At 45.7% G+C, this 23,362-nt stretch carries 14 protein-coding genes; 3 read left to right on the top strand and 11 right to left on the bottom strand.

Features of this window, described 5'->3' with window-relative positions; translation table 11 throughout:
• Nucleotides 1–166: 166 nt before the first annotated feature.
• From QUB04_RS29485 to carA, 3 genes are all read right to left on the bottom strand, one after another.
• A complete protein-coding gene (locus QUB04_RS29485; protein WP_333290011.1) occupies nucleotides 167–622 on the bottom strand; it encodes a ribonuclease III domain-containing protein in 456 nt (151 codons plus the stop codon).
• A 383-nt stretch (nucleotides 623–1,005) separates the two neighbouring features.
• On the bottom strand, nucleotides 1,006–1,362 hold the full coding sequence (locus QUB04_RS29480; RefSeq protein ID WP_333205121.1) for an STAS domain-containing protein: 357 nt from the start codon (nucleotides 1,360–1,362) through the stop codon (nucleotides 1,006–1,008).
• Nucleotides 1,363–1,544: 182 nt separating this feature from the next.
• Nucleotides 1,545–2,702 carry a glutamine-hydrolyzing carbamoyl-phosphate synthase small subunit gene (gene carA / locus QUB04_RS29475; RefSeq protein ID WP_333141419.1) on the bottom strand — a complete coding sequence of 386 codons (1,158 nt, stop codon included), beginning with the start codon at nucleotides 2,700–2,702 and terminating at the stop codon, nucleotides 1,545–1,547.
• A 386-nt stretch (nucleotides 2,703–3,088) separates the two neighbouring features.
• Between carA and QUB04_RS29470 the strand changes: the two genes are divergently transcribed.
• Nucleotides 3,089–3,733, top strand: a complete 645-nt coding sequence (locus QUB04_RS29470; protein ID WP_333290009.1) for a retropepsin-like aspartic protease — start codon at nucleotides 3,089–3,091, stop codon at nucleotides 3,731–3,733.
• Nucleotides 3,734–3,941: 208 nt separating this feature from the next.
• Here the strand turns inward: QUB04_RS29470 and trpD are convergent, their stop codons facing one another.
• Nucleotides 3,942–5,057, bottom strand: a complete 1,116-nt coding sequence (trpD, locus tag QUB04_RS29465) for an anthranilate phosphoribosyltransferase (protein WP_333290007.1) — start codon at nucleotides 5,055–5,057, stop codon at nucleotides 3,942–3,944.
• Nucleotides 5,058–5,069: 12 nt separating this feature from the next.
• Entirely contained in the window at nucleotides 5,070–5,243 is a 174-nt protein-coding gene (locus QUB04_RS29460) for a hypothetical protein (protein WP_333290005.1), read from the bottom strand.
• A 686-nt stretch (nucleotides 5,244–5,929) separates the two neighbouring features.
• On the opposite strand from QUB04_RS29460, the gene QUB04_RS29455 reads away from it, so the two are divergent.
• Nucleotides 5,930–8,911, top strand: coding sequence for a PAS domain S-box protein (locus tag QUB04_RS29455; RefSeq protein ID WP_333290003.1), 2,982 nt, complete (start codon nucleotides 5,930–5,932; stop codon nucleotides 8,909–8,911).
• 220 nt (nucleotides 8,912–9,131) lie between these two features.
• Here QUB04_RS29455 and QUB04_RS29450 read toward each other — a convergent pair whose 3' ends face one another.
• The 3 genes from QUB04_RS29450 to QUB04_RS29440 all read right to left on the bottom strand — a co-directional run bounded on the left by QUB04_RS29450 (nucleotide 9,132) and on the right by QUB04_RS29440 (nucleotide 17,581).
• Nucleotides 9,132–10,901, bottom strand: a complete 1,770-nt coding sequence (locus QUB04_RS29450; RefSeq protein WP_333290001.1) for an adenylate/guanylate cyclase domain-containing protein — start codon at nucleotides 10,899–10,901, stop codon at nucleotides 9,132–9,134.
• The gene (locus QUB04_RS29445) at nucleotides 10,898–11,293 is read right to left on the bottom strand and encodes a response regulator (protein WP_333289999.1); all 396 of its coding nucleotides are present in this window, start codon (nucleotides 11,291–11,293) and stop codon (nucleotides 10,898–10,900) included. Before QUB04_RS29445 ends, QUB04_RS29450 begins: the two co-directional genes overlap by 4 nt.
• A 612-nt stretch (nucleotides 11,294–11,905) precedes the next feature.
• On the bottom strand, nucleotides 11,906–17,581 hold the full coding sequence (locus QUB04_RS29440; protein ID WP_333289997.1) for an AAA family ATPase: 5,676 nt from the start codon (nucleotides 17,579–17,581) through the stop codon (nucleotides 11,906–11,908).
• Between the two features lie 572 nt (nucleotides 17,582–18,153).
• On the opposite strand from QUB04_RS29440, the gene QUB04_RS29435 reads away from it, so the two are divergent.
• Nucleotides 18,154–19,344 (top strand): transposase, encoded by a 1,191-nt coding sequence (locus tag QUB04_RS29435; protein ID WP_333289994.1) that lies wholly within the window; start codon nucleotides 18,154–18,156, stop codon nucleotides 19,342–19,344.
• Between the two features lie 78 nt (nucleotides 19,345–19,422).
• Here the strand turns inward: QUB04_RS29435 and QUB04_RS29430 are convergent, their stop codons facing one another.
• From QUB04_RS29430 to QUB04_RS29420, 3 genes are all read right to left on the bottom strand, one after another.
• The gene (locus QUB04_RS29430) at nucleotides 19,423–20,109 is read right to left on the bottom strand and encodes a ribonuclease HII (RefSeq protein ID WP_333290013.1); all 687 of its coding nucleotides are present in this window, start codon (nucleotides 20,107–20,109) and stop codon (nucleotides 19,423–19,425) included.
• 1 nt (nucleotide 20,110) lies between these two features.
• Entirely contained in the window at nucleotides 20,111–22,471 is a 2,361-nt protein-coding gene (locus tag QUB04_RS29425; RefSeq protein ID WP_333289992.1) for an Rne/Rng family ribonuclease, read from the bottom strand.
• A 409-nt stretch (nucleotides 22,472–22,880) separates the two neighbouring features.
• Nucleotides 22,881–23,009: a hypothetical protein gene (locus tag QUB04_RS29420; protein ID WP_333037241.1), complete on the bottom strand. Its 129-nt coding sequence runs from the start codon at nucleotides 23,007–23,009 to the stop codon at nucleotides 22,881–22,883.
• Nucleotides 23,010–23,362: the final 353 nt, after the last annotated feature.

Genomic DNA, 23,362 nt, shown 5'->3' with positions numbered 1-23,362 from the left:
TAACACGATCGGGAAAATTCAGAAGGAATTAAAGCCGTCCTAGAACGACGGGGTTTTAAACCCATTTCTTTGATAAATCTTGTTTTGCCGATCGAGATTTTTGCGGTTTTATGTTAGCCGTGCCAGGATGGTTAATTCATCCCTCCCCATTCCCAACTCTTAACTGCTAAATCATTTCATTCTCAAGTTCTAAAAGTGCCAGAATCTCGGTCAATCTTTCGGGATCGGTGAGGTACAAATATCCGATCAAAGTTTCTAAGCTGCTGGCTTGTTGGTATATCTCTGGATCTGCTCGCTTAGAACGGCCCGCTGCAGCATTGCGGCCGCGCTTGACAATTGCTAATTCTGTACTGTTCAAGTAAGGAGAGATCGATCGCAAGTGACGCGCTTGAGTTTCGGCTCGTACTTGCCCCACCACCAATTCGTGATAAGCTTGCAATCTTTTGGGTGGGACTAAGTACGAACTCCGAACGTAGAGTTCGTACACTGCATCTCCCAAATATGCCCAGGCTGCGGGCGAAATTCTTTCTATTTCTGCTGGTGTAGCCCTCGCAGGATGCACTCGATTTAAACTGATATCCGTCAGACTCAGTTTGAGTCCGTCATCTGCGATCGGCGACATACTTTTTTAAATAAAACTTCCGCACAGCTTGGTTTTTCTAGTCACTTACTTATTGCGTTTTTCGTCACTTCAGCAATTATAGCTTTCACAGGAGTGTTCGCTGTCCGATCGCGAAACGAGATATATAGGCAAAGCTTGGCGCGACGATCGCACTCCTAAAAAAGGCTTTTTACCAAATCGGGATGCTCTCAGTTTTATACCATTTTTTCGCGTGTTTGCCACACATATTTTACTGCCCATCCACCGAAACTCTAGGAATCGGGGAAATAGCCGCTGGCGCGTGTCGCAGCTTCTGGGAAAATCGGTATTGCTTTACCAGCACAACAATAAAAATTTGCTATCCAGCGTTGAGAACCGGATAGCTAATTTAATCCACTTTGGCGTCAAGCCTCCTTGACGTTTTTTACCGCCTCATCAACCGAAGGCTGCAAAGACAAAAATTTCTCTAAGCGAACCAGTTTAACAGTCTGAGTTACGCGGGGATTTGAGACAATTTGCAATGTCCCTTCCAAGGTTTGGGCTTTTTTGACAAGTTGCACAAGTGCGCCCAAGCCTGAACTATCCACAAAGTCTATCTGAGACAAGTCCAAAATTACGTGTTTTGGGCCCTCGTCAATACATTTGCTTATTACCTTCCGAAAAGTGGCCTCAGAAAAAGCGTCCAGCAGGCCCGTCAAGCGAAATAACTGATAGTTATTCTTGACTTCGCGAGTGCCTCTGAGGCTAACGGTCAGGGTCAATGACTCAGGAATGACACCCTCCTAGCTAGATATGGCTTAAAGTCGAGGCTTCATTATAGGAGTTTTTTGGTCTTTTGTCTACAGTTTTTTAGTCATTAGTCATTAGTCATTGGTCATTAGTCAGAAGCGATCGACACAAAACAGCCTCTGATGACTACTGACTAATGACTGCTGACTAAGGACTACTTACTGCTGGCTACTTTCTGATTGTCTCGCATTGACTGCACGAATCGATCGAATAAATAGTCGGCGTCGTGCGGGCCCGGACTGGCTTCTGGGTGGTACTGCACTGAGAACAGCGGCAGAGTTTTATGCTTCAATCCGGCTACGGTGCGATCGTTCAAATTGAGATGAGTAATCTCTACTTCGGGGGCTAAGGAATCGGGGTCGATCGCAAAACCATGATTTTGGCTAGTAATTTCTACTTGCTCAGTTAAACCCGCTGGATGATTCAATCCCCGATGGCCGAACTTAAGTTTAAAAGTTTCTGCACCCAAGGAAAGTCCTAAAATTTGGTGTCCCATGCAGATGCCGAATACGGGTTTGTCCGACTTTAACAAAGCTTTCGCAGTAGCGATCCCTTCCGTTACCGCCGCCGGATCTCCAGGACCGTTGGACAGAAAAATGCCGTCCGGGTTGTATTTGAGGATTTCCTCCGGCGACGTGTCAGCGGGGACAACGATGACCCGACACCCGTAACTCGCCAGACGCCGCAGGATGTTGCGCTTGATCCCAAAGTCTAGCGCTACCACCGTCCACATTTGGCCGTTAGCAGGTTTGACTGTAGGACTGAACTCCCAAACCGAGTCCGTGGCTTCAGACCACTCGTAAACCTCGCGAGTGGTGACTTCCTGGACCAGATTCAGCCCGTCCATGCTGGGGGCATCTTGCACTAGCTCCAAAAGCTCTGCCTGGTCGAGAATCGTCGTCGAAATGCCGCCGTTGATCGCTCCCACCGTGCGAATCTTGCGAGTCAGGGCGCGGGTGTCGATCCCGTAAATTCCGGGGATATCGTACTGTTTCAGGTAGTCTTGCAGAGATTGTGAGCAGCGCCAGTTGCTGGGGCGGCTGCATACGTTCCGGGCGATCGCACCCCGAACTTGCGGGCGCGAGGATTCTTCGTCTTCAAGATTTACGCCGGTATTGCCCAATTCTGGATAAGTAAAAGTTACAATTTGACCGCAATAGCTGGGATCGGTCAATACTTCTTGGTAGCCCGTCATTCCAGTATTAAATACTACCTCGCCAACGACGGTGGCGTCAGCGCCAAAAGACCAGCCGCGGTAAGCAGTACCGTCAGCCAGGACTAGGAGAGCGGGTTGTGCAGTTGAAAGTGACATGGCATCCTTAATTACTTTCGTTTGGTTTAATTCTTACCACTGCCAGGGATTTGATGCTAGTCGGCAATGTACAGATATTATTTTAATTTGTGCAATGGTTCGCAAAAGCAAGGCACTTATGCCACAGGTAATCAAAAAGCAGCCATACAGCAGTTCTCAATCTTGGTGAGGTATGCCCTATGCCCTATGCCCTATGCCCTATGCCCTATGCCAGCTTATAAAGCGTGCACCTCATGTTACTGAGAAAGGCTATAAGTCCAAATTCTCCATCTCTCCCCGCGCCAGCAATTTATCAGCCAGCAGCTTAGGATGCGGGCGAAAATTCTATATCTATACCAAAAGGCAGTTGTCGCTGTTACGATCGAGCTACAGCGTTTAATCAAACTATGGCCAGCAAATCTCCCTTGCCTTTACTCTCAAACTCAAAAAAGCCTCTACCGATCCCTCAAAACCTGCGCCAACCTTTACTGGTGTTAGCAGGGGTTATTTCTCTGAGCAGCTCAATTTTAGTAGGAAGTGTTGCCAACTCCTCGCCAGCAGTGGCTCAAGAAAGTGAGGGATGCTTCATGCGGAGCTCGTCAGGCCGAACCGTCAACCTCAGCCAATCAGTCTGCGGTTTTCTCCCCAAAGAATTGACTCCCACCACTTCGGCGGCGGCCAAGTCGGGAGTGTTTCAGGCAAAAATCAAACGCCGAGAGGCTAATATCCCCGTCATAGAAGTCACGTTTAACGGCAAACAAAAGTTCGAGATGATGGTAGATTCTGGAGCTAGTGGCACAGTAATTACACCAGCAATGGCTAAAGCCTTGGGCGTTGTTCTCCAGGGAACAGTGCAAGCACAAACTCCCAACGGAGTGGCTACTTTTCCCCTCGGTCGCCTGAGTTCTATGGAAGCAGGTGGTCTGGCAGTTAACAATGTAGTTGTCGCAGTCTCGCCATCCCTAGATATCGGACTGTTGGGTCACGACTTTTTTGGTAATAAAGATGTGACTATTAAGCAAGATGTCATTGAATTTCGCTCGCGCTCTTAAACAGAGGGAAGAAGTCCGAGGGAAGAAGTAAAGAAAAATTGAGAATTAAAGAATTTTTACTGTTGGTCACTTAAAACCAAAAATTCCTTTTTCCTTCTTCCTTTTTCCTTCTTCCTTCTTCCTTCTTCCTTCTTCCTTCTTCCTTCTTCCATCCGTTACATCCGTTACATCCGTTACATCCGTTACAAAATCCGTTGCCGAACTTCCTTCATTTCAAAAACTCAATCAACTGTTGCAACTTCAACCAAGATTCACCGCTAAATAAAATCTCCTTAGCCATAGAAACTCCTGCTGCGTGAGAACCCATAGGAATTGCACCTCCCACCTGAAAAGCCAAAGACGCATTCAAAGCTACAACATCCATTTGTGCGGGCGTACCTTTGCCTTGCAAAATGTTCCGCAAAATCTCGGCATTTTCCTCAACATTTCCGCCTTTTAACGAGCCGATCGCACTTGGTGTCAATCCTACCTTTTCCGGGTCTAAAGTAGTGAGTTCCACTTTGCCATCAGACAAAACCGCCAAGTCAGTCACATCACCCAAACCCGCCTCGTCCAATTTTTCTCTGCCGTGAACCACTACAGCTAACTCAGTCCCCAACTCGCCCAAAGCTTGGGCAATAGTTGATACCAGACTAGGATCGAACACCCCGATTACCTGCCCTGTAGGGCGCATAGGATTAACGAGGGGGCCTAAAAGGTTAAAAACAGTCCGCACCTTCAAAGTGCGCCGGAGCGACGCTACAGCCTTAAGTGCGGGATGCCACCCAGGGGCAAATAAAAAGGTGATGCCCACGGAGTCTACCGCACATCTCACCTTCGCGGGATCGGCGTTGAGGTTGACTCCCAGTGCTTCCAACACGTCAGCAGAACCCACTTTGCTCGATGCGGAGCGATTTCCGTGTTTCGCGACTCGAACTTTGCCGGCGGCGGCCACAAAAGCTACAGCAGTGGAAATGTTAAACGTGGAAGCGCCGTCGCCGCCTGTGCCGCAAGTATCAATTAATTTGAGATTGGAGATTGAGGAGTTGGGATTGACAACGCTCTGTGACTCGCCTGCAAGCGACTGAGAATGCAATACCTGAGCCATTCCTACCAATTCTTGGGCAGAGATGCCTTTGGCTTGGATGGCCGCTAAAATTGCTCCTGAGAGGACGGGGGGAATAGCTTCTGCTAGCCATCCCTGCATCAAGTCGGCTGCTTGGGCGCGTGAGAGAGATTGTCTGTCTAATAGTTGTTGCAGGAGGGCTGGCCACACAGGAGAATCCGCCGTCAGGGTTGAAGCAGGGGATAACTCTGGCGTTGCTAGTGGAGGAGAATCTGTCATTAATATTAGTTTCTAGTCAAATTTAGCTCGATCGAGCTTTGCGGCCAAACCGAGAATCGATCGGGATTTTACCAGACTTGCCGACCACATTTTGCGCGATCGGCCCCAGATTTTTGCCCAAATGCCAGCACCGCTACAGAATTTTTCCGCCCGCAGCAGCAGAATATGAATTTTTTGATACAACAATTACCCTATTGTTGTGCCAACTTTACATACAAACCCCCGATCGTACAACTGCCAGCAGTCTGCTGTATTATTTATCAGCAATAATACTTAACAGTAACTCAGAGCACCCAAAGACCGATAAAAGTTTCCGACAGGAGTTGTGGAAACCAAAAAATTTTAGATTTTAGGAGAGCCCCAGATTCATCTGGGGAGTCAACTTTAATCTAAAATCTAAAATCTAAGATCGACTGACAGCAAGGACAGCGAGCATTTAGCTCTTGCAGGCGGGTTAGTTGCTTCGGGTAAGAGTCGATCGTACTCTCACCCAAATCATAAAAATAGACTCTGGCGGTTGTAGAAGTAGCTGCCTTTTATTGTAACAACATCTTTGCTACTAACTTATTTCAGGGTATTCAACTGCTAATATATTCAGGGAGATTTCAAGGAGCGGGTTTTGAGCGAACACCTGCACCGCAGGCAGATCTATTTGCCAAGGCGATTGTGACAGCCAGCCACGCCTCAACTAAATAGCGGATCAAGTAAACTTTCCGCAGCAACGACTAACAACTAACAGCCCCGTAGGACAGATGAATAAACACACTCGTCTCCGGCTGCGAAACACCATCTTTCGCCTAAATAACGGCTCAAAATTAACAGGCTGTAAACCAAAAATATTCAACTCACACACAAGAGCAGGGTATTCACAAGTGGGAAATCAAAAATTAGGAAATAAAGCGATAGAATGCCTGAATGTCGCGGAGGCACTGCACCAAATGGAAGCAAAATATTATAGTATGTTTGAAAATGCTGTGTCTGGTATTTTTCAAACAACCCAATCCGGTCGCTACATCAGCGCTAACCCAGCTTTGGCTCGAATCTACGGATATAATTCCGCCGAGGAATTAATGGGCTGTCTGACTGATATCAGCCATCAGCTTTACGTCAATCCCGATCGCCGCGATCAGTTTGTTTATGCTTTGCAAGAACAGGGCATCGTATCGGATTTTGAGTCGCAGATTTATCGCCGAGACGGAACAATAATTTGGATCGCTGAGAATGCGCGGGCTGTCTGCGATGAAGCAGGTAAATTGCTCTACTACGAAGGTTTTGTAGAAGATATCACCCAGCGCAAGCAAGCAGAATCTGGACTTCGAGAAAGCGAAGAACGCCTGCGCTTAATAATTGAAGGCGTTAAGGATTACGCTATATTCATGTTAGATCCTGATGGGTATGTAGCTAGCTGGAATTCAGGTGCAGAACGCATTTTGGGATACAGAGCTCATGAAATAGTCGGCAATAATGCGGAGTGTTTTTTCACGAAAGAAGATATTGAAATCGGCAAGCCCCAAGAAAAATTAATCAGGGCGGTGGCCGAAGGTAGATACGAAAATGAAGGCTGGCGGCTTCGCAAAGACGGATCAAGATTTTGGGCAAATATTATTGTTACTCCTTTGCGCGATGAAAGGGGAAAGTTGAAGGGCTTTTCTCAAGTAATGCAGGATATTACTGAGCAAAAGCGGGCGGCTGAGGAAAAAATGCAGTTGATTGCTTCTTTGCAGGCGTCGGAAAAAAAGTTTCGCACTTTGTACGAATCGACGACTGATGCGGTAATGCTGCTAGACGAAGAGGGTTTTTTGGATTGCAATCCGGCTACTTTAAAGTTATTTGGATGCAGCACTGAGTCGGAGTTTTGCGGCAAGCATCCGGCAGAATTTAGCCCGCCATTGCAACCGGACGGACAAGATTCTATGAGTCTTTATCAACAGCGAATTAATACGGCTATGCGATCGGGAAATTGCCGTTTTGACTGGCGGCACTGCCGTTTGGATGGTTCTGAGTTTCCGGCGGAAGTGCTGCTAACTTCTATGGATATCGGCGGCAAAATAGGGCTGCAAGGCGTGGTGCGCGATATCACTTATCGGGTGCAGGCTGAGGAAGCCCTGAAGCAGGCTAATGAGGTATTGGAATGCCGGGTTAAAGAGCGGACAAGTCAGTTGGAAGAGGCTATTAAAAAGTTGAGATTATCGGAAGAAAAGTTTTCTAAGGCTTTTCGGTCGAGTCCAGATCCGATGATTATTACTACTTTTGCTGAGGGTCGTTTTATAGAAGTTAATGATAGTTTTCTGTCGATGACTGGTTACAGTTTAGAAGAAACGACCTGGAATACAGTACCGGGGTTAAATATTTGGGTAAGGCCTGAAGACAGACTTAATTTTAGGCGCCGTTTGCACGAACAAGGTGTTGTTCGCAATCAGGAGTGCGAGTTTCGGATGAAGTCGGGATCGGTGGTGGTGTGTTTGCTGTCAGCGGAATTGATTAATTTGGACGGCGAACTCTGTATGCTGGCGGTGATGACGGATATTACCGATCGCAAACACGCCGAAGAAGCCCTACGGGAAAGCCAGCGGGCTTTGGCGACGCTGATGAGCAATTTGCCGGGGATGGCCTACCGTTTTCGCAACGATGCCGATCGCAGTATGGAGTTTGTCAGCGAAGGTTGCTATCAGTTAGCCGGCTATTCTCCTGAAGAATTTATCGGCACTCGGCAAGTTTCTATATCGGAATTGACTCACCCGGACGATCGCGAGAATTTGTGGAATGCCGTGCAAGTTGCCTTACAAGAAAATCGACCCTATCAGCTAAATTACCGAATTACTACTAAAAACGGCGAATTAAAATGGGTTTGGGAGCAAGGTTTGGGAGTGTTTTCCGACTCTGGAGAATTGATAGCTTTGGAAGGGTTAATTACTGATATTTCCGAGCAGAAACGCAGTGAAGAAGCTTTACTGCGATCGCAAACAGAGTTAACCAAACAAAAACTTCAACTCGAAAATACTTTGCACGAATTGCAGCAAACTCAAGCTCAATTGATTCACACTGAGAAAATGTCTACTCTCGGTCAAATGGTAGCCGGTGTTGCTCACGAAATTAACAATCCCGTTAGCAGCGTCTGCGGCAATCTCGTCCACGTCGGCCACTACACGGAAGATTTGCTGAATTTGCTCGATATGTACCAGAAGCACTGCCCGCAGCCGCCGGCAGCAATTCAAGATCAAATTAAGGATATCGAATTAGAGTTTCTGCTAGAAGATTTACCGAAAGCGATGTCTTCGATGCAGGTTGGGGCCGATCGCATTCGGGAAATCGTGCGATCGCTCAGAAATTTCTCTCGCAAAGACGATTCTCAAATGAGCAAAGTTAACCTGCACGAAGGGATTGAAGGAACGTTGCTGATTCTGCAAAGTCGCCTGAAAGCCAGAGGCAACTATCCCGAAATTGCGGTAATTAAGGACTATGGAAATTTGCCTTTGGTTGAGTGTTATGCCGGGAAAGTCAATCAGGTATTTATGAATTTGATCGGAAATGCGATCGACGCGATCGAGGAATACAACGAAGGGCGTTCAGTTGCCGAAGTCAAAGCTAACCGCAGCAAGATTAAAATTAGGACTGAAGTCCAAAACTCCAATGCTGTAATTAGGATTTCTGACAACGGCCCCGGTATGCCCGAAGAAGTTTCCCAGCAGTTATTCGAGGCTTTTTTTACCACCAAACCCGCCGGCAAAGGCACCGGTTTGGGCCTGTCTATTTCCTACAAAGTTATCGAAGAACACGGTGGCAAACTTAGCTGCGTGTCTGCACTCGGCCACGGAGCCGAGTTTATCATAGAATTGCCGATCGAACAACCGTAGTCAGCAGTCATTAGTCATTAGTCATTAGTCCTTAATCAATAGTCAGTAGTCAGTAGTCAGTAATCAGTAGTCATTAGTCAGCAGTCATTAGTCATTAGTCATTAATCATTAGTCAGCAGTCAGTAGTCCTTGGTTATTACTAAAAATCACCAACTAACAACTGTCAACTACCAACTGACAACTGACAACTGTCAACTGTCAACTGTCAACTGTCAACTAACTACTGACACCTTTCCCAATAAATTCGAGCCACCTTATCCCCCGGATTTTGCCCCAAACAATCCGCAAAAAGTCCCGCAGCTTCCCTAAAATTATTCATATTGTACAAAGACAAAGCCTCAGTAAATATTTCCCTAGTCCCTAACTTCCCCGCTTTAACTTCCGGCAAATCCGCATCAAAAACTTCATAAACAGTCACCCATTCAGACTTACCCTTAACCTGAACTTTATCAATTACCCGAATTGCATAATCAGCAGGATTTGTCAAGCGATCGAAAGTCTGCTGAGTAATTAACAGCGACACCCCGTAATTCTTCGTCAAACTTTCAATCCGAGAAGCCAAATTAACCGCATCGCTAATCACAGTACCGTCCATCCGGCTTTTTCCGCCCACTATACCCAGAATCAAAGAACCAGTATTGATTCCCACCCCAATCTCAACTGGCACATAACCCACAGAAGCGCGATCTCGATTGTATTCAGCAAGAGTATGCAGCATCGCAATTCCCGCTTTCAAAGCATCATCCGCCCCCTCGCTAAACAAAGCCATAATTGCATCACCAATATACTTATCAATAAACCCCTGATTTTCCACAATCAGCGGTTCCATTCGACTCAGAAAAGAATTGATAAATTTGAAATTTTCTTCCGGTGTCATTTGTTCCGAAAGAGTAGTGAAATCGCGGATGTCAGAAAACAAAACTGACATTTCCAACTCTACCGCTTCTCCCAATTTAATATCAACAATACTGTCACATCCCAAAAAAGATAAAAACTGATTGGGTACAAAGCGACTTGTCGCCTCCGCAATTTCTAATTCTGCATCCAGTGAAATTTCCAAATTGCAATTGACCTCAAAGAGATCCTCGATGAACTTTTGGCGTTCTGCCTCAGCTTCTTTGCGTTCCGTGATATCTTGAATAGTGTGGATAGCATAAACAATATTTCCTTGTTGATCGTAGATGGGAGTAGCGAAGATTTCTAGGGGAATAATCTTGTCGCCTTGATGAAATTCTGCATCGTCAGCCGTAGCACTTTCCCCATTCAAGGCGCGCACGATGGGCAAATTCTCCGTAGGATACTTTTGATTTGTGCCTGCTTGATAGAGTTGATAAACCTCTGACAATTGCTTGGAACTGGTATCGGGTACAACTCCTTTACCAAATATCTCTTTTGCTTTGCGATTGATGTAGTAAGGTTGGCCGTCCGCATCCAGCACACCCACACCAATCGGCATTGCTTCCAAAAACTGTGTCAACCGATTTTCGTTTTCGTGTAGTTTAGCAATGAATACGGTTTGCTGGCTGTTTAACTCGGCCAACTCCTGATTTATTTGCTGGAGTTGGGCGTTTTGTTGTGTCAGTTGTTTATCTTGAAGATAACTATTTAGCGCTTCTCTAACCGTCAATTTCAAGTCTTCAGCTTGCCAAGGTTTGGTAATATAACGATATAAGTTTGCAGAGTTGATAGCATTGGCGATCGCCCCAATATCTGCTTGTCCTGTCAGCATAATTTTTATAGTTTTAGGCGAAATTAGATGAGCCTGTTTCAACAGCTCATCTCCCTTCATATCAGGCATAATGTGGTCGGAAATAATTAAAGGAATTTCATCCCCCTCCTCTAGCAATTCTTCAATTAACTCTAATGCCTCTTGCCCACCTTCAGCAATTTCGATTATATAATCATTGCCAACAGCCTCTTGCAGTTCTGCTTTGAGGCTCCTGAGTACAGTTTTTTCATCATCAACACAGATAATTACCTGTTGGCTCATAGTTTAGATAAACCAGATTTAATAGTTTCTAGCAAATCGGATTCCAACCAAGGTTTAGATAAGCAACAATGAAGGTTAGCCTGTTTTTTGGCTCTGTCAATTGCTACTTCATCAGCTTGACCTGTTAGCAAAATTTTAATAACCTTGGGGTATTCCTTGTGAATTTGAATCAGCAACTCATCTCCCCTGATACCGGGCATTAACCAATCAGAAATAATCACAATAACGCTAATTCCCTCCTCGTTGAGGTCATTAATTACATCTAAAGCCTCCTCAGCATCCTCAGCCCCTTCATAGATGTAGGCATCCCCAAATGCTGATGCTAGCTGCGTCCTGAGACTGTCTAACACCATTCTCTCGTCGTCAACGCACAAAATAACTGGTTTAGACATCTATTTTTTCTCCTTTTTAATTGTTATTAGTAGCAAAAGTAGTCAAAGTAGTAAAGTGTATTAGTAGGCCCCATCTTATCTTAAGATGTCACAAGTCAACGGCTCGCCAAATCCTCTTGCCCTCCCCAGTAGCCGCAACCAAGCAATTTATCTGCGTAGCACCTTAGCTGAGCATAACGCATCGTACTGCTGTTTTACATCCGTTTCCTGTTGAATCAGAGTTATGAGCCTCAAAACGCTTTAACTTTTGAAATACTCCCAGTTGGGTAGATTGCAGGTTGGGTGTAACTGACATCTTGCACCATTCTCAAGAACAGGCTTTTCGGCCTGTTCCACAAGAGATAAATTTTTTGTGGAACAGGCCGAAAAGCCTGTTCATAAAGGTTTATTGACAATGGTGCAAGATGTGAGGTGTAACCAAGTAAAACCCGACCTACTTACTACCTTATATCGTTTGCGAGGTTTGACCAGGAATTTCAAAGGTGGTACCCGCCACGTGATTTATCCCTGGAATCAATCCCAAATCGAAAATCGAAAATCCTCAAGCCCCCGCATTTATCCGTGGGGTCAATCTAAAATCTAAAATCTAAAATCTAAAATCGATTGACCTGCTTATACAGCGCTCATTGGCAGGAAAACATTAAATGTAGTTTTGCCCGGAATTGATTCGACTTCAATTTTTCCCTGATGCTTGTCCACAATCTTCTTCACAATATCTAGTCCCAATCCGCTGCCTTCTCCTGCAGGCTTAGTAGTAAAAAACGGGTCAAATATTTTCCCTTTTATCTCTTCTGGTATCCCTTTGCCGCTGTCGCTAATGCTAATCTTAGCCTGGTCATCTTGAGCCGTTAACTCAATTGTTAGCGTGCCTCGATAATCCATTGCTTGCAAAGCATTGTGAATTAAATTCGTCCAAACTTGATTGAGTTCGTCGGGATAGCACAGTAGCGGCGGCATTTCGGCATAGTTTTTGATGACCTCAACTCCCTGTTTGAGGAGATTTTGATACAGGGTTAAGATTGTTTCAATACCTTCTGTAATACTGGCTGCTGTTTTTTCGCCCGACTGTTCGTAGCGGGCATAAGTTTTTAAGGCAAAAACTACTTTTGATGCTCTGTCTGTGGCGGTGTTGATAGTAGCGATGCCTCTTTTTAATTCGGAAAGTTTGTAGGCGATTTCCAAGAGATGTAAACTATCGGATCTTTGCAACAAAGGGACAAAGGTATCAATTTCATTATAAACGCCCATAATCACTAGGCGATCGGCTACGGTATCGCCATTTTCAATTCCTAATTCTTCCAGTTGGCTTCTCAAAGCTCTCTTCAATTTGCGTTCTTCTTTTGTTGATAAGCTTGTTTCTTGTTGGATGGAACGCTGAAGTAATGCTAAGAAATTCTGTGCTTCTTCTGGGGATAGAGTTTGAAAAAGTGCGGGCAAATCTTCTAGGGTTTGATTCAAGAATTTGGCAACATTTCCGGCTGAGGAACGAATCGCACCCAGGGGAGTGTTAACTTCGTGAGCAACTCCGGCCACCAGTTGTCCTAAAGCTGCCATTTTTTCTGATTGAATCAATCCTTCTTGGGTGGCTTCGAGATTGCTTAAAGCTTGTGATAATTCTTGGGTGCGTTCTTCGACTTTGGCTTCTAAGTTGGCATAGAGTTGGGCATTTTCTATCGAGATGGCAGCTTGGGAGGCTAAGATATTTAAGACTGCCAACCGATCGGGAGTAAAGGCATTTGTAACGAGAGTATTTTCTAAGTAAAGAATGGCGATCACCTTTCCTTGATGTTGAATCGGCAGACACAAAACCGACTTTGGTTGATTCTGGATGATATAAGAGTCAGCAACAAAGGTAGCCTCAGTCGTCGCATCATTAATTACCAAAGTTTCTTGGGTGCGCGAGACATAGTTAATAATCGCGATCGGAATTTCGTTAGAGTCAACCACGGGAGTTGAGTGCAGGTTGCACGATTTACCGCTCGCACATTGAGCTGCGACGAAGAAAGAATCTCTTTCTCTCAAAATCATAGATCCTTTTTCTGCACCCGCATTCTCAATCATCACTTGCATCAAAGTGGAGAGCAATTTATCGAGGTTGATTTCTCCTGAAAGTGATTGAGATGCTTTGATTACTGTTGCCAAGTCCAGAATTTGTGAAACACCTGAACTGGTACTGGCAACAGTTTCGGCAATCATTTTGGCAAGTGTCTGACCTCTTTTTAATCTCGTTTTAGGGTGAAAAATAGGCGCCAGTAATTGGAGATAGCGCTTTTCTAAATCCTCAACTTTTGCCTGGGCGCCCCAGCGTGCATAGGCGTAGTAAGCATCAGTTAGGTAGACTTGGGCAATTTTTTCTTTCCCCCAGGCTAAATAGAATTTTGCTGCCAGCTCATTGCTAAGTGCTTCTTCATTAATGTACTGATTTTCTTTAGCGAGTTTAATAGCGCGATCGTAATAATCCATCGCCTTCATATTTTGACCTAAAACTCGATGTCGTTCTGCTTCCACTAAATACCATTTATGCAGATAATTCATCGGAGCATTTTGCGCCCACTGTTGCAGCGTGCTTTGATGGGTTTCCACTAAGGCAAGATTTTCAGTTTGCTCATCAATTGCTGGCTGTGCCGGAAAAAGTGCCAGGTGGGTGAGGGCGGCATAAAAATGAAAAATTGGAACAAAAACCGATCCCGATACTCCCATCAAATACTGTTTGACTTGGGAAATGTGGTCTAGGGCAGCCGTGTAATTGCCATAGCAGTAAGCAAGCAGCAGTTTGAAGATGCAGGCACAGGCGATCGCCGTGAATTCATTATCCTGATAGTGCTTGGGAATCATCACCGTTTCATCGTAGGCGGAGCCTATTAACAAATCCGGCCTAATATGGGTTTCCCTCAAGTTCTGCACCGTCTGCTGAACCATATCCAAATAAATCTGAGCAGAATATTGTTTCAACTGCGCCATAACAGCCCTGTAACCTGCTATTTCTGGTTCCCAAGTGTCTAGTTCTACCCCAGCGAATAAATGCGTATAAAAATAAATATATATGTTGTAGCCAGCGTCTACAAAGTCGCCAGTTTCCATGCCAGCCGTAAAGCCATCTTTCAGCGTCGGTATCGTTGCCAAAAGAGATTCTTGATGATGCTGAATCCAGCCACCAAACAAAAGTAGAACTGTGGGCTTGAGTTCGGGCACATTCAACCTATCGAGTAATGAAAGTGCCAATTTCCCAAAGCTATAGCCGGTTTCCACCTCTTGTAAAAAGGCACACAACACCATCCCGTGCATCGCATAACCCACAGTCGAGGCGGGCGCATTGCCAAAGGAGAGCGATAAACTCACCATCGTTGAGCTCAGCAGGGGCAGTAAACCGGGCATTCCCTGGAAAATGGGTGGAAACAACATACCAGACAGTTGCATAGCTGCCTGAGTCTGTGGATTTGTCATCACAGGTAGGTCAACCAATTCCTCAATCTTTCTGCCGCCGAGGAGGGCCGCAAGGGCTTGTAGCGCTTTGCCAATCTTGGCTTCATCAGGTTCGGCAGGGAGTTCAATCCCCAATTGTAAGAGTGCCTCTCTTGCTACTGCGATCGTTTCTAACACCTTGCTCTGGGCTGTCTGAGCGGCAATTTTAATTTCGTAAATTTTAACTCGATCTAAAATTGTTTGGGCTTCTTGCAAAACCAGTGCTGCCATCTGTTCCATACCCTCAAGGTCAGCATTCAAATAGGCAGCTTCAGCAGCAGCAATATAGAGATTCAGGGTCAATTCATACTGAAGAAGCCAGCAGTTGGGCCTCAAGAGTTCAATCCCTGTTTGCAGATAAATATTTGCCGCAGCATAAGCAGTTGAAGCTTTAGCTTTACGTCCGGCAATTAAATTTAATTGAGCTAGTTGATCTCGCTCAGTCTGATACTCAATTAACTCCACCCCCATATTCAACTGGTTGACAATATCAAAAATTTTCTCTTGTATTTCTGCTTCCGTAGGGGCGGTGTCCCCGTGCCCGCCCTTCCTCAACAGCAGTTGCCCAATTTCGAGATGGGTGGACTGTTTCTGGGATTCGGGAATCAGAAAATATGCTGCTTGCTGCACTCGGTCATGTAAAAACTTGTAGGGAACCGATAACTCCGACGCTTGTGCAACTTCAACTGATTCCGAGTCCTGAAAAAACTTGTAAACTTCAGTAATCGGAATAACTAACCCTTCTTGCAACGCTTTCCACAAATGGGCCGCTGTCTCACTCTGAGATTTTTTATGAACAATGGCCAGGGTTGCTAAGTCAAATTGGTTGCCAATACAAGCTGCTAGTTTCAGAACATTCTGGGTATCTCTGGGCAAGTTTTGCAACTGAATCGCCATAAACTCGACCACATCATCGGTAAAAGCTAGCGTCCTCACTTGGGAAATATCGCATTGCCAACCCCCCATTGCTTCCCTTGGCCAAGGGGGGGTTGGGGGGGTAACATCAAACTTAATTAACCCATCTTTATGAAGAAATTTTAGAAATTGAGTAGCAAAAAAAGGATTCCCTTTGGTTTTGGTAAAAATTAGTTCTGTCAGAGGAATCGCCCTTTCGGGTGGACAGGAAAGAGTATCGGCAATCAGGCAATTCAGGGAAGTTTTGTCTAGGGGTGCTAAAGTAATTTGGTTGACTGTTGCCGAGTTTTTGCGAATCTCATCCAAGGTCAGGATCAGTGGGTGTGCTGGAAAAACTTCATTATCCCGATACGCTCCCATTAACAACACATAGCGGGTATTCGTCTCGCTCATCAACAATTGCATTAGCTTCAATGAAGCCGAGTCTGCCCACTGCAAATCATCCAAAAAAATTACTAAAGGATGCTCTTTTGTTGCGAACACTCGGATGAAGTTTTGAAATAATAAATTAAAGCGATTTTTAGCGGCGGTTCCCTCTAGTTGGGGTACTTTTTTCTGCTTGCCAATCAGGTGTTCTAATTCAGGAATGACATCAATAATGACCTGACCGTTTTCACCCAAAGCCTCCAATATTTTGACTTTCGCTTTCTGCACCTGGGCCGCACTTTCGGTGAGTAATTGCCGCATCAAATTCTGGAATGCTTGTACCCATGCAGAAAAGGGAATATCACGCTTGAATTGGTCAAATTTTCCTTTGATAAAGTAACCCCGTTGGCGGACAATGGGTTTGTGAACTTCATTCACTACAACGGTTTTACCAATGCCGGAAAAGCCAGCCACTAGCATAATTTCGACTCTCCCTTGCTCCCCGTTGGTAAGGGTGGGGTGACTGATGCGATCGAAGGCTTCTAATAGCGTCTTAACTTCAGTTTCTCTACCGTAGAGTTTTTCGGGAATGACGAAGCGATCGCAAATATCCCTATTCCCCAAGGTAAACTGGCTAATATTGCTATTTTCTTCCCATTGCTGCCAACAGTTTTCTAAGTCGTATCGCAGTCCAACAGCACTTTGATAGCGTAACTCTGGAGTTTTCTCCATCAATTTCATAATGATATTATTCACCATCACCCCAATAGCTGGAACCAGATTTATTGGGGGAGTTGGAATCTTGGCAATATGACAGTGAACTAACTCCATTGGATCGGTAGAGTAAAAAGGTAATTGCCCTGTCAGTAGTTCGTAAAACGTGACTCCCAGCGAGTAAAAATCTGTGCGGTAGTCGATACCCCGATTCATTCGTCCCGTCTGTTCTGGGGACATATAAGCTAGGGTTCCTTCTAAGACGTTTGGATTTTGGATTTGTTGGTTTTCTCTGGGTAAAAGAGAGGAAATGCTGAAGTCAATTAATTTAACTTCTTTAGTTTTAGGGTTAATGATAATATTCTGGGGCTTGATATCTTTGTGAATAATTCGGTTGTGATATAATCCTTCTAGGGTTTGGACAATCTGAATCGCGATGGGCATGAATTCATCTAGCGGTAGGGGCGAAGTATGGGGGGAGGAAACCTCAGAATTACTTGATAGGCGATCGCCCAAATTCTTCGCTTCAGCATTAGCAGTATACTCAGCAAGGGAAACACCGCCAACATCCTCCATTACCAGAGCAAAAGCATGGCGGTAGTTTAAGAGTGCAATGGGTTTGACAATTCCCGGAAGGTCAAGATTTTTGGTAATGGTGTACTGATTCCGCAAATGCACCAGTTCGCCCACAGTTGGATACTCGCTCAATAGCAGTTTGATAATTACTTTTTGGTTTGACTCAGAAACTCCTCGATAAACCTGTGTTCTAGAGCCATTGTAGATTTGCTCAATGATGCGATAGCCGGGAATTGTTAAGATATTATCAGTCATTCGATTTTAGATTTTAGATTTTAGATTTTAGATTGACCCCACGGATAAATTCGGGGGCGTGAGGATTTTAGATTTTTGATTTTGGATTGATTCCACGGATAAATCACGTGGCGGATCCCATCAAGAAATTCTTGGTCATGCCCAAGAGGTTAAATAAAGATTCTATAGATGCTACCGGAGCCTGAAAATGATAAATTTGGGAATAGACTAAGACAGCTCTATTGCTTAGCTCGTTTCTCTAATATCAAATCCGTTAGCATCGGAATAGTAAATCCGAGTTCACTGTTCACTGTTCACTGTTCACTGTTCACTGTTCACGGCGTCAACAGTCAACCGTCAACCGTCAACCGTCAACATCATAAGGAGTGTAACCGGAAATGATATAACAGGTGATAGACATTGTTCAGCCTGTACTAGCTGAATTTTTTAAGCGGAAATTCTTGGTTATTCAAATTTTATCAAAGATTTGGGTTTAAAACCCCTTCTTCAGTGGCCGGCTTTAATTGTAAAATTTTAATAACTAGCCTAAAGTTTTATGCTGGAGCGTGTAGTATAAGATGGGAGGTGAAGTCATGTTAGTTTTTGAGTTCAAGGCATACGGAAAATCGAATCAGTTCAAAGCAGTAGGCGAAGCAATTCGTACCGCTAACTTTGTCCGCAATAGCTGTTTGCGTTATTGGATGGACAACAAGAAAGTGGGTAAAAACGACTTAAATAAATACTGCGCCGTACTAGCTCGCGATTTTCCCTTTGCCGACGAACTCAACTCAATGGCAAGACAAGCTAGCGCAGAACGGGCATGGTCTTCTATTTCCCGATTTTACGATAACTGCAAGAAAAATATTCCTGGTAAAAAAGGGTATCCACAATTTCAAAGAGATGGCCGTTCGGTGGAATACAAAACCAGTGGATGGAAACTTGCTGACGATCTCAAATCAATCAACTTTACCGACAAAAAAGGAATTGGACGATTAAAACTAAAAGGCACACGGGATCTACATTTTTACCAAATTAGCCAAATAAAAAGGGTGAGATTGGTCAAACGTGCTGATGGCGTGTACGTCCAATTCTGTGTGGATGTCGATAGAAAAGAAAACACAGAACCCTCTGGTACTACGATCGGATTAGACGTGGGATTGAAGGAATATTACACCGATTCAAACGGAACTACGGTTGAAAACCCGAGGTTTTTAAGAAAAGGTGAGAAAGTCCTCAAACGCTATGGGCGTCGCGTATCCAGGAAAGTTAAATGTTCAATAAACAGGGGCAAAGCTCGGCAGATTCTAGGTAAACGCCATCTCAAAATAAGTAGACAACGTAAAGACCATGCTGTGAAATTAGCAAGGTGCGTAATCTCATCAAACGATGTAGTCGTCTACGAAGATTTGAGAATCAAAAACATGGTGAAGAATCATTGTCTGGCTAAGTCCATTAATGACGCATCTTGGTATCAATTTCGTGTTTGGCTTGAATACTTTGGGAAAGTGTTTGAGAAAATCACGGTTGCGGTGAATCCCCAATACACCAGTCAAGAATGCTCTAGCTGCGGTCAAATCGTGAAAAAAACGCTATCTACAAGAACTCATGCTTGTCAATGTGGTTGTGTCTTGGATCGTGACGAAAACGCAGCTAAAAATATCCTTAGTCGAGGATTGGGTACGGTAGGGCATACCGGAACCTTTGGTCTTGAACCAAGCAACTCTTTGGGAGAATTAGTCTCTACTGTTGTTGGAGAAATCCTGCCTCAGCAAACTGGCTCGTAGATCAAAGAATCCCCACGCCTTCAGGCTGGGGAGTGTCAAATAATTGCGCTGGAATTAGCTAAGTTTTTCACCGTTATTTTAAGATTTTCGACAAGGACTAAATGACACTCGGTGAAAAGCCGATCGCCCGCAACGTTCCAAAGCTAACTTATGTTTAGCAGTACCATATCCTTTGTTATTTGTCAAGTCATATTCAGGATACTTAACAGCCAAACGTACTATTAATTCATCGCGCCAAACTTTCGCCACAATACTAGCAGCAGCAATCTGAATCGATCGCGCATCACCCTTAATCATCGTCTCTTGCTCGATCGACAAATTGGGAATCCTTTGATTCCCGTCAACCAAACACAAATCCGGCGTCACCTTCAACTTCAAAATCGCCCGCTTCATCGCCAACAAAGAAGCCTGCAAAATATTGAGGCGATCGATCTCCCGCACCGAAGCCGCACCAATTTGACAGTCAACCGCCACAGCCCGGATTTTCACAGCTAACCGACTCCGGGCTGCGGCACTCAACTGCTTGCTGTCGCGCACCCCGCAACTTGCTAATTCATCGAGAACTTCGTCGGGCAAAATGCAGGCTGCAGCCACCACCGGCCCGAACAAAGCGCCTCGTCCGACTTCATCCACACCCGCAATTAGTAGAGTGTTCGAGGGAGAGGGGGAAAGGGGAAGATGGAAAGATGGGAAGAGAGTAAAAATTTCTACTTCTTCCTTCTTCCCTCTTCCCTCTGACTTCTTCCTTCTTCCCTCTGACTTCATATCACTCATCCACAACGGCTGACGAGCGGCGGCGGCGGCGGCGGTTGATAGCCGGCTCCTCGGGTTCGCTGGGTTCGCTGGGTTGGCTGGGTTCGATCGGCTCATTGAGTTCGATCGGCTCATTGAGTTCGATCGGCTCATTGAGTTCGATCGGCTCATAGGATTCGATCGGCTCATAGGATTCGATCGGCTCATAGGATTCGATCGGCTCATAGGATTCGATCGGCTCATAGGATTCCCCCATCAAATCGCTGGGTTCCTCCATTCGATCAAAACCATCAGTTTGGTCGATCGAACTCTCGCCGTAAATTTGGGCCTCATCATCCTCAGAAAAAACAGGCTCAACTACCGACCTTTCTGGATAATAATCCCGTTCCTGTGCATTCTGTGCAGGCGCCGTCGGTTCAAATTCAAATTCGAGCTGCTCGAAAGGCGGCTTGTTCGGGGCCGCTCCGGGGAGAGTCACCGAAACGATCGCATTCTTAGGATTTTTCACGCTGCGATCAGTAAGCACCAAAGGAGAAACCCCCATCAGAGCATAAACATCCTGCTCCTCCGCCGTCATTTCCACCGAAATCACCTCTGGAGGCTCCACCATCGGCTTCATCAACTCAGACTTAGCCGGACGCACGCGATCGAAATCCTCGCGCCTGCCCACAGTCGCCATATTCACTAGCCCGAAGCCCTCCGACGCGGCCCGGATGCCGGGGGGTGCGAGATACTCAGAGCGCGTATCCGCGACGGGCGCGCTCGAAGTATTCGGCAGCCGCAACTTGCTGCGTACCGGTTCCTCCTCCGCCGGGAGAGCAAAAGGCTCTTCGCCAATCCGGCGGCGGCGGCGCCGTCTAGTTCCGTTCCCCAAATCCTGATAGCTGGGATGGTTGAGCAAGTCCAAAGGCGAGGCGTTACTGCCGGTCTCAAAATCCAAACTTTCGCTCTGACTCGGAGGTTCCCAAGCAGCCCTAGCAGGTTCGGGGGGGCGTTCTTCCCGCACTGGTGCAGGAGTTGCAGCCGCCACAGGCGTCAAGCTGCGGCGTTCCAATCCTTCGGGCAAATTCAACAAAACGCGGTTCGACGTAGCAACAGTGCGATCGGCCGATTCCCGCACCGCTGCGGCGAAGTCTTCTTCCCCTGGCAAGCGCACCAGATGACCCAATCCGCTGCAAGTAGGACAACTGTGGCCGAACAACTCGTAAATATTTTGACCTTGGCGCTTGCGAGTGAGTTCTACCAGTCCCAATTCCGACAGTTGAGCGATTTGCGGTCGAGCTTTGTCAGCTTTGAGAGCTTTATTGAAATGTTCCAGCACCTGCAACTGATCGCGGCGGGATTCCATGTCAATAAAGTCAACAATAATCACCCCGGCAATATTGCGTAACCGCAGTTGTCTAGCAATTTCCGTGGCTGCTTCGCAATTTGTCCAGAGTACAGTTTCGCGAGCCGTCGCCGATCGAGTAAACGAGCCAGAGTTGACATCTATCACCGTCAGCGCCTCAGTCGGCTCGATAATCACATAACCACCCGAAGGCAAATCAACCCTTGGTCTGAGGGCTTCTCGAATCGCAGCGTTAACCCGGAAAAATTCTAAAATCGAGGCGCGCTCTCGGTGGTGGTCGATCAAAACTCCCGCAGGAAGTTTACCGCCGTTCCAGCTCATCAACTGCTGCTTGACCCGCTTAATTCCATTTTGCGAGTCCACCACAATCCGATTCACGTCACCGCTGAACATATCTCGCAGCACCCGCTGGATAAAATCGTCATCCCGGTTGAGCAGTGCCGGCGCCCGCGAAGTACCGCCTTCGAGTTGAACGGCTTCCCACTGTTTTTGGAGGACTTCCAAATCTTCCATGATCGCTTCTTCAGTCATCCCTTCAGCTTCGGTGCGTACCAGCAGCCCCATCCCGGCCGGTTTCACCAAAATAGCCAGGGCTCTGAGGCGGTTGCGCTCGGCTTCCGACTTGATCCGCCGCGAGAGATTGACTCCCCTGCCGTAGGGCATCAGTACCAAATAGCGGCCCGGCAGGGTAATGTTGCCTGTCAGCCGGGGGCCTTTGCTGCCCGTCGGTTCTTTCATTACCTGTACCACCACTTTCTGCTGGGGGGTCAGGAGTTCTGTAATTGCTCCTGCCGAGCGTTTAAGGCGCAGGGGGCCGAGGTCTGTGACGTGCATGAACCCGTTACGTTCTGGATCGCCAATATTGACGAATGCCGCATCTATCCCAGGGAGTACATTTTCGACAATTCCCAAGTAAATGTCACTGACTTGGTGGCTGCCTGTGGCTACCACAAGTTCTTGGATTTGATCTTCTGAAAAGACGGCAGCAATGCGATGCTGCTCTGCTATAACTATCTGCTTTGTCATTCAATTTCCTCAAAAAACTGGCAGCAAGTTAGAGACACTTACGCACTCATAGTGCCTCTGACTTAGACTGTAATTAGTAGTAGCTTGAAGAGTTATTAGCTGTGAGTTGGTGCAGGGTGGAAGGAAAGTTAACTGTTGACCGTTCACTGTTAACTGTTGACTGTTCACTGTTAACTGTTAACTGTTACAGATAAAGTAGTTAAACCCGCCCGTACAGAGTTATGAGTTATGCTCAGCAGATAAATCTGAGAGATAGAAATAAGGAGGCTTTTATCGAGTTAGCAATATTGAGATTTGAGTTGAGAATTGCGACATCAATACTCAAAATTCAACACTTACAACTCTTCCTTTGAACGAGCGCGAATAAATTCATTGACACCGTACCAATTTCTTAACACACAACTTAACACTACGAACTGATAACTCCGCTTGCGTGGTGGTAGAGGGCTGGTTTTGAGCGAAAGTAGGTAGGAGTGAAAGCGCCTAGACTTTTGTTGAATTCTTGTGCGATCGCACTCAACATACCCCAGCTTGGCATTCGACTGCAACCTCCGCCCCTGCCAACCCTAAAACCTCGTCAGTCGATTTTAGATTTTAGATTTTAGATTTTAGATTGACTCCACAGATGAATCTGGGAGATTGAACTTTAGTCTAAAATCTAAAATTTGGATTCTCCACGAATTAAGTCGGGGGCTTATTTCCGTTTTTTGACGGGTCAGTCGATTTTAGATTTTAGATTTTAGATTTTAGATTGACTCCACAGATGAATCTGGGAGATTGAACTTTAATCTAAAATCTAAAATTTTTGGTTCTTCACGAATTAAGTCGGGGGCTTATTTCCGTTTTTTGACGGGTCAGTCGATTTTAGATTTTAGATTTTAGATTTTAGAT

The sequence above is a fragment of the Microcoleus sp. D2_18a_B4 genome (assembly GCF_036702475.1).
Classification (GTDB): Bacteria; Cyanobacteriota; Cyanobacteriia; order Cyanobacteriales; family Microcoleaceae; genus Microcoleus.
This window is presented reverse-complemented; position numbering and strand designations above follow the sequence as displayed.

What these genes read in the sequence shown, in the direction of transcription:
- QUB04_RS29485 (WP_333290011.1), bottom strand. Translation starts at nt 622, where the DNA reads ATGTCGCCGATCGCAGATGACGGACTCAAACTGAGTCTGACGGATATC.
- QUB04_RS29470 (WP_333290009.1), top strand. Translation starts at nt 3,089, where the DNA reads ATGGCCAGCAAATCTCCCTTGCCTTTACTCTCAAACTCAAAAAAGCCT.
- QUB04_RS29425 (WP_333289992.1), bottom strand. Translation starts at nt 22,471, where the DNA reads ATGACAAAGCAGATAGTTATAGCAGAGCAGCATCGCATTGCTGCCGTC.
- QUB04_RS29445 (WP_333289999.1), bottom strand. Translation starts at nt 11,293, where the DNA reads ATGTCTAAACCAGTTATTTTGTGCGTTGACGACGAGAGAATGGTGTTA.
- trpD (WP_333290007.1), bottom strand. Translation starts at nt 5,057, where the DNA reads ATGACAGATTCTCCTCCACTAGCAACGCCAGAGTTATCCCCTGCTTCA.
- QUB04_RS29450 (WP_333290001.1), bottom strand. Translation starts at nt 10,901, where the DNA reads ATGAGCCAACAGGTAATTATCTGTGTTGATGATGAAAAAACTGTACTC.
- QUB04_RS29440 (WP_333289997.1), bottom strand. Translation starts at nt 17,581, where the DNA reads ATGACTGATAATATCTTAACAATTCCCGGCTATCGCATCATTGAGCAA.
- QUB04_RS29435 (WP_333289994.1), top strand. Translation starts at nt 18,154, where the DNA reads ATGTTAGTTTTTGAGTTCAAGGCATACGGAAAATCGAATCAGTTCAAA.
- QUB04_RS29420 (WP_333037241.1), bottom strand. Translation starts at nt 23,009, where the DNA reads ATGCCAAGCTGGGGTATGTTGAGTGCGATCGCACAAGAATTCAACAAA.
- QUB04_RS29430 (WP_333290013.1), bottom strand. Translation starts at nt 20,109, where the DNA reads ATGAAGTCAGAGGGAAGAAGGAAGAAGTCAGAGGGAAGAGGGAAGAAG.
- carA (WP_333141419.1), bottom strand. Translation starts at nt 2,702, where the DNA reads ATGTCACTTTCAACTGCACAACCCGCTCTCCTAGTCCTGGCTGACGGT.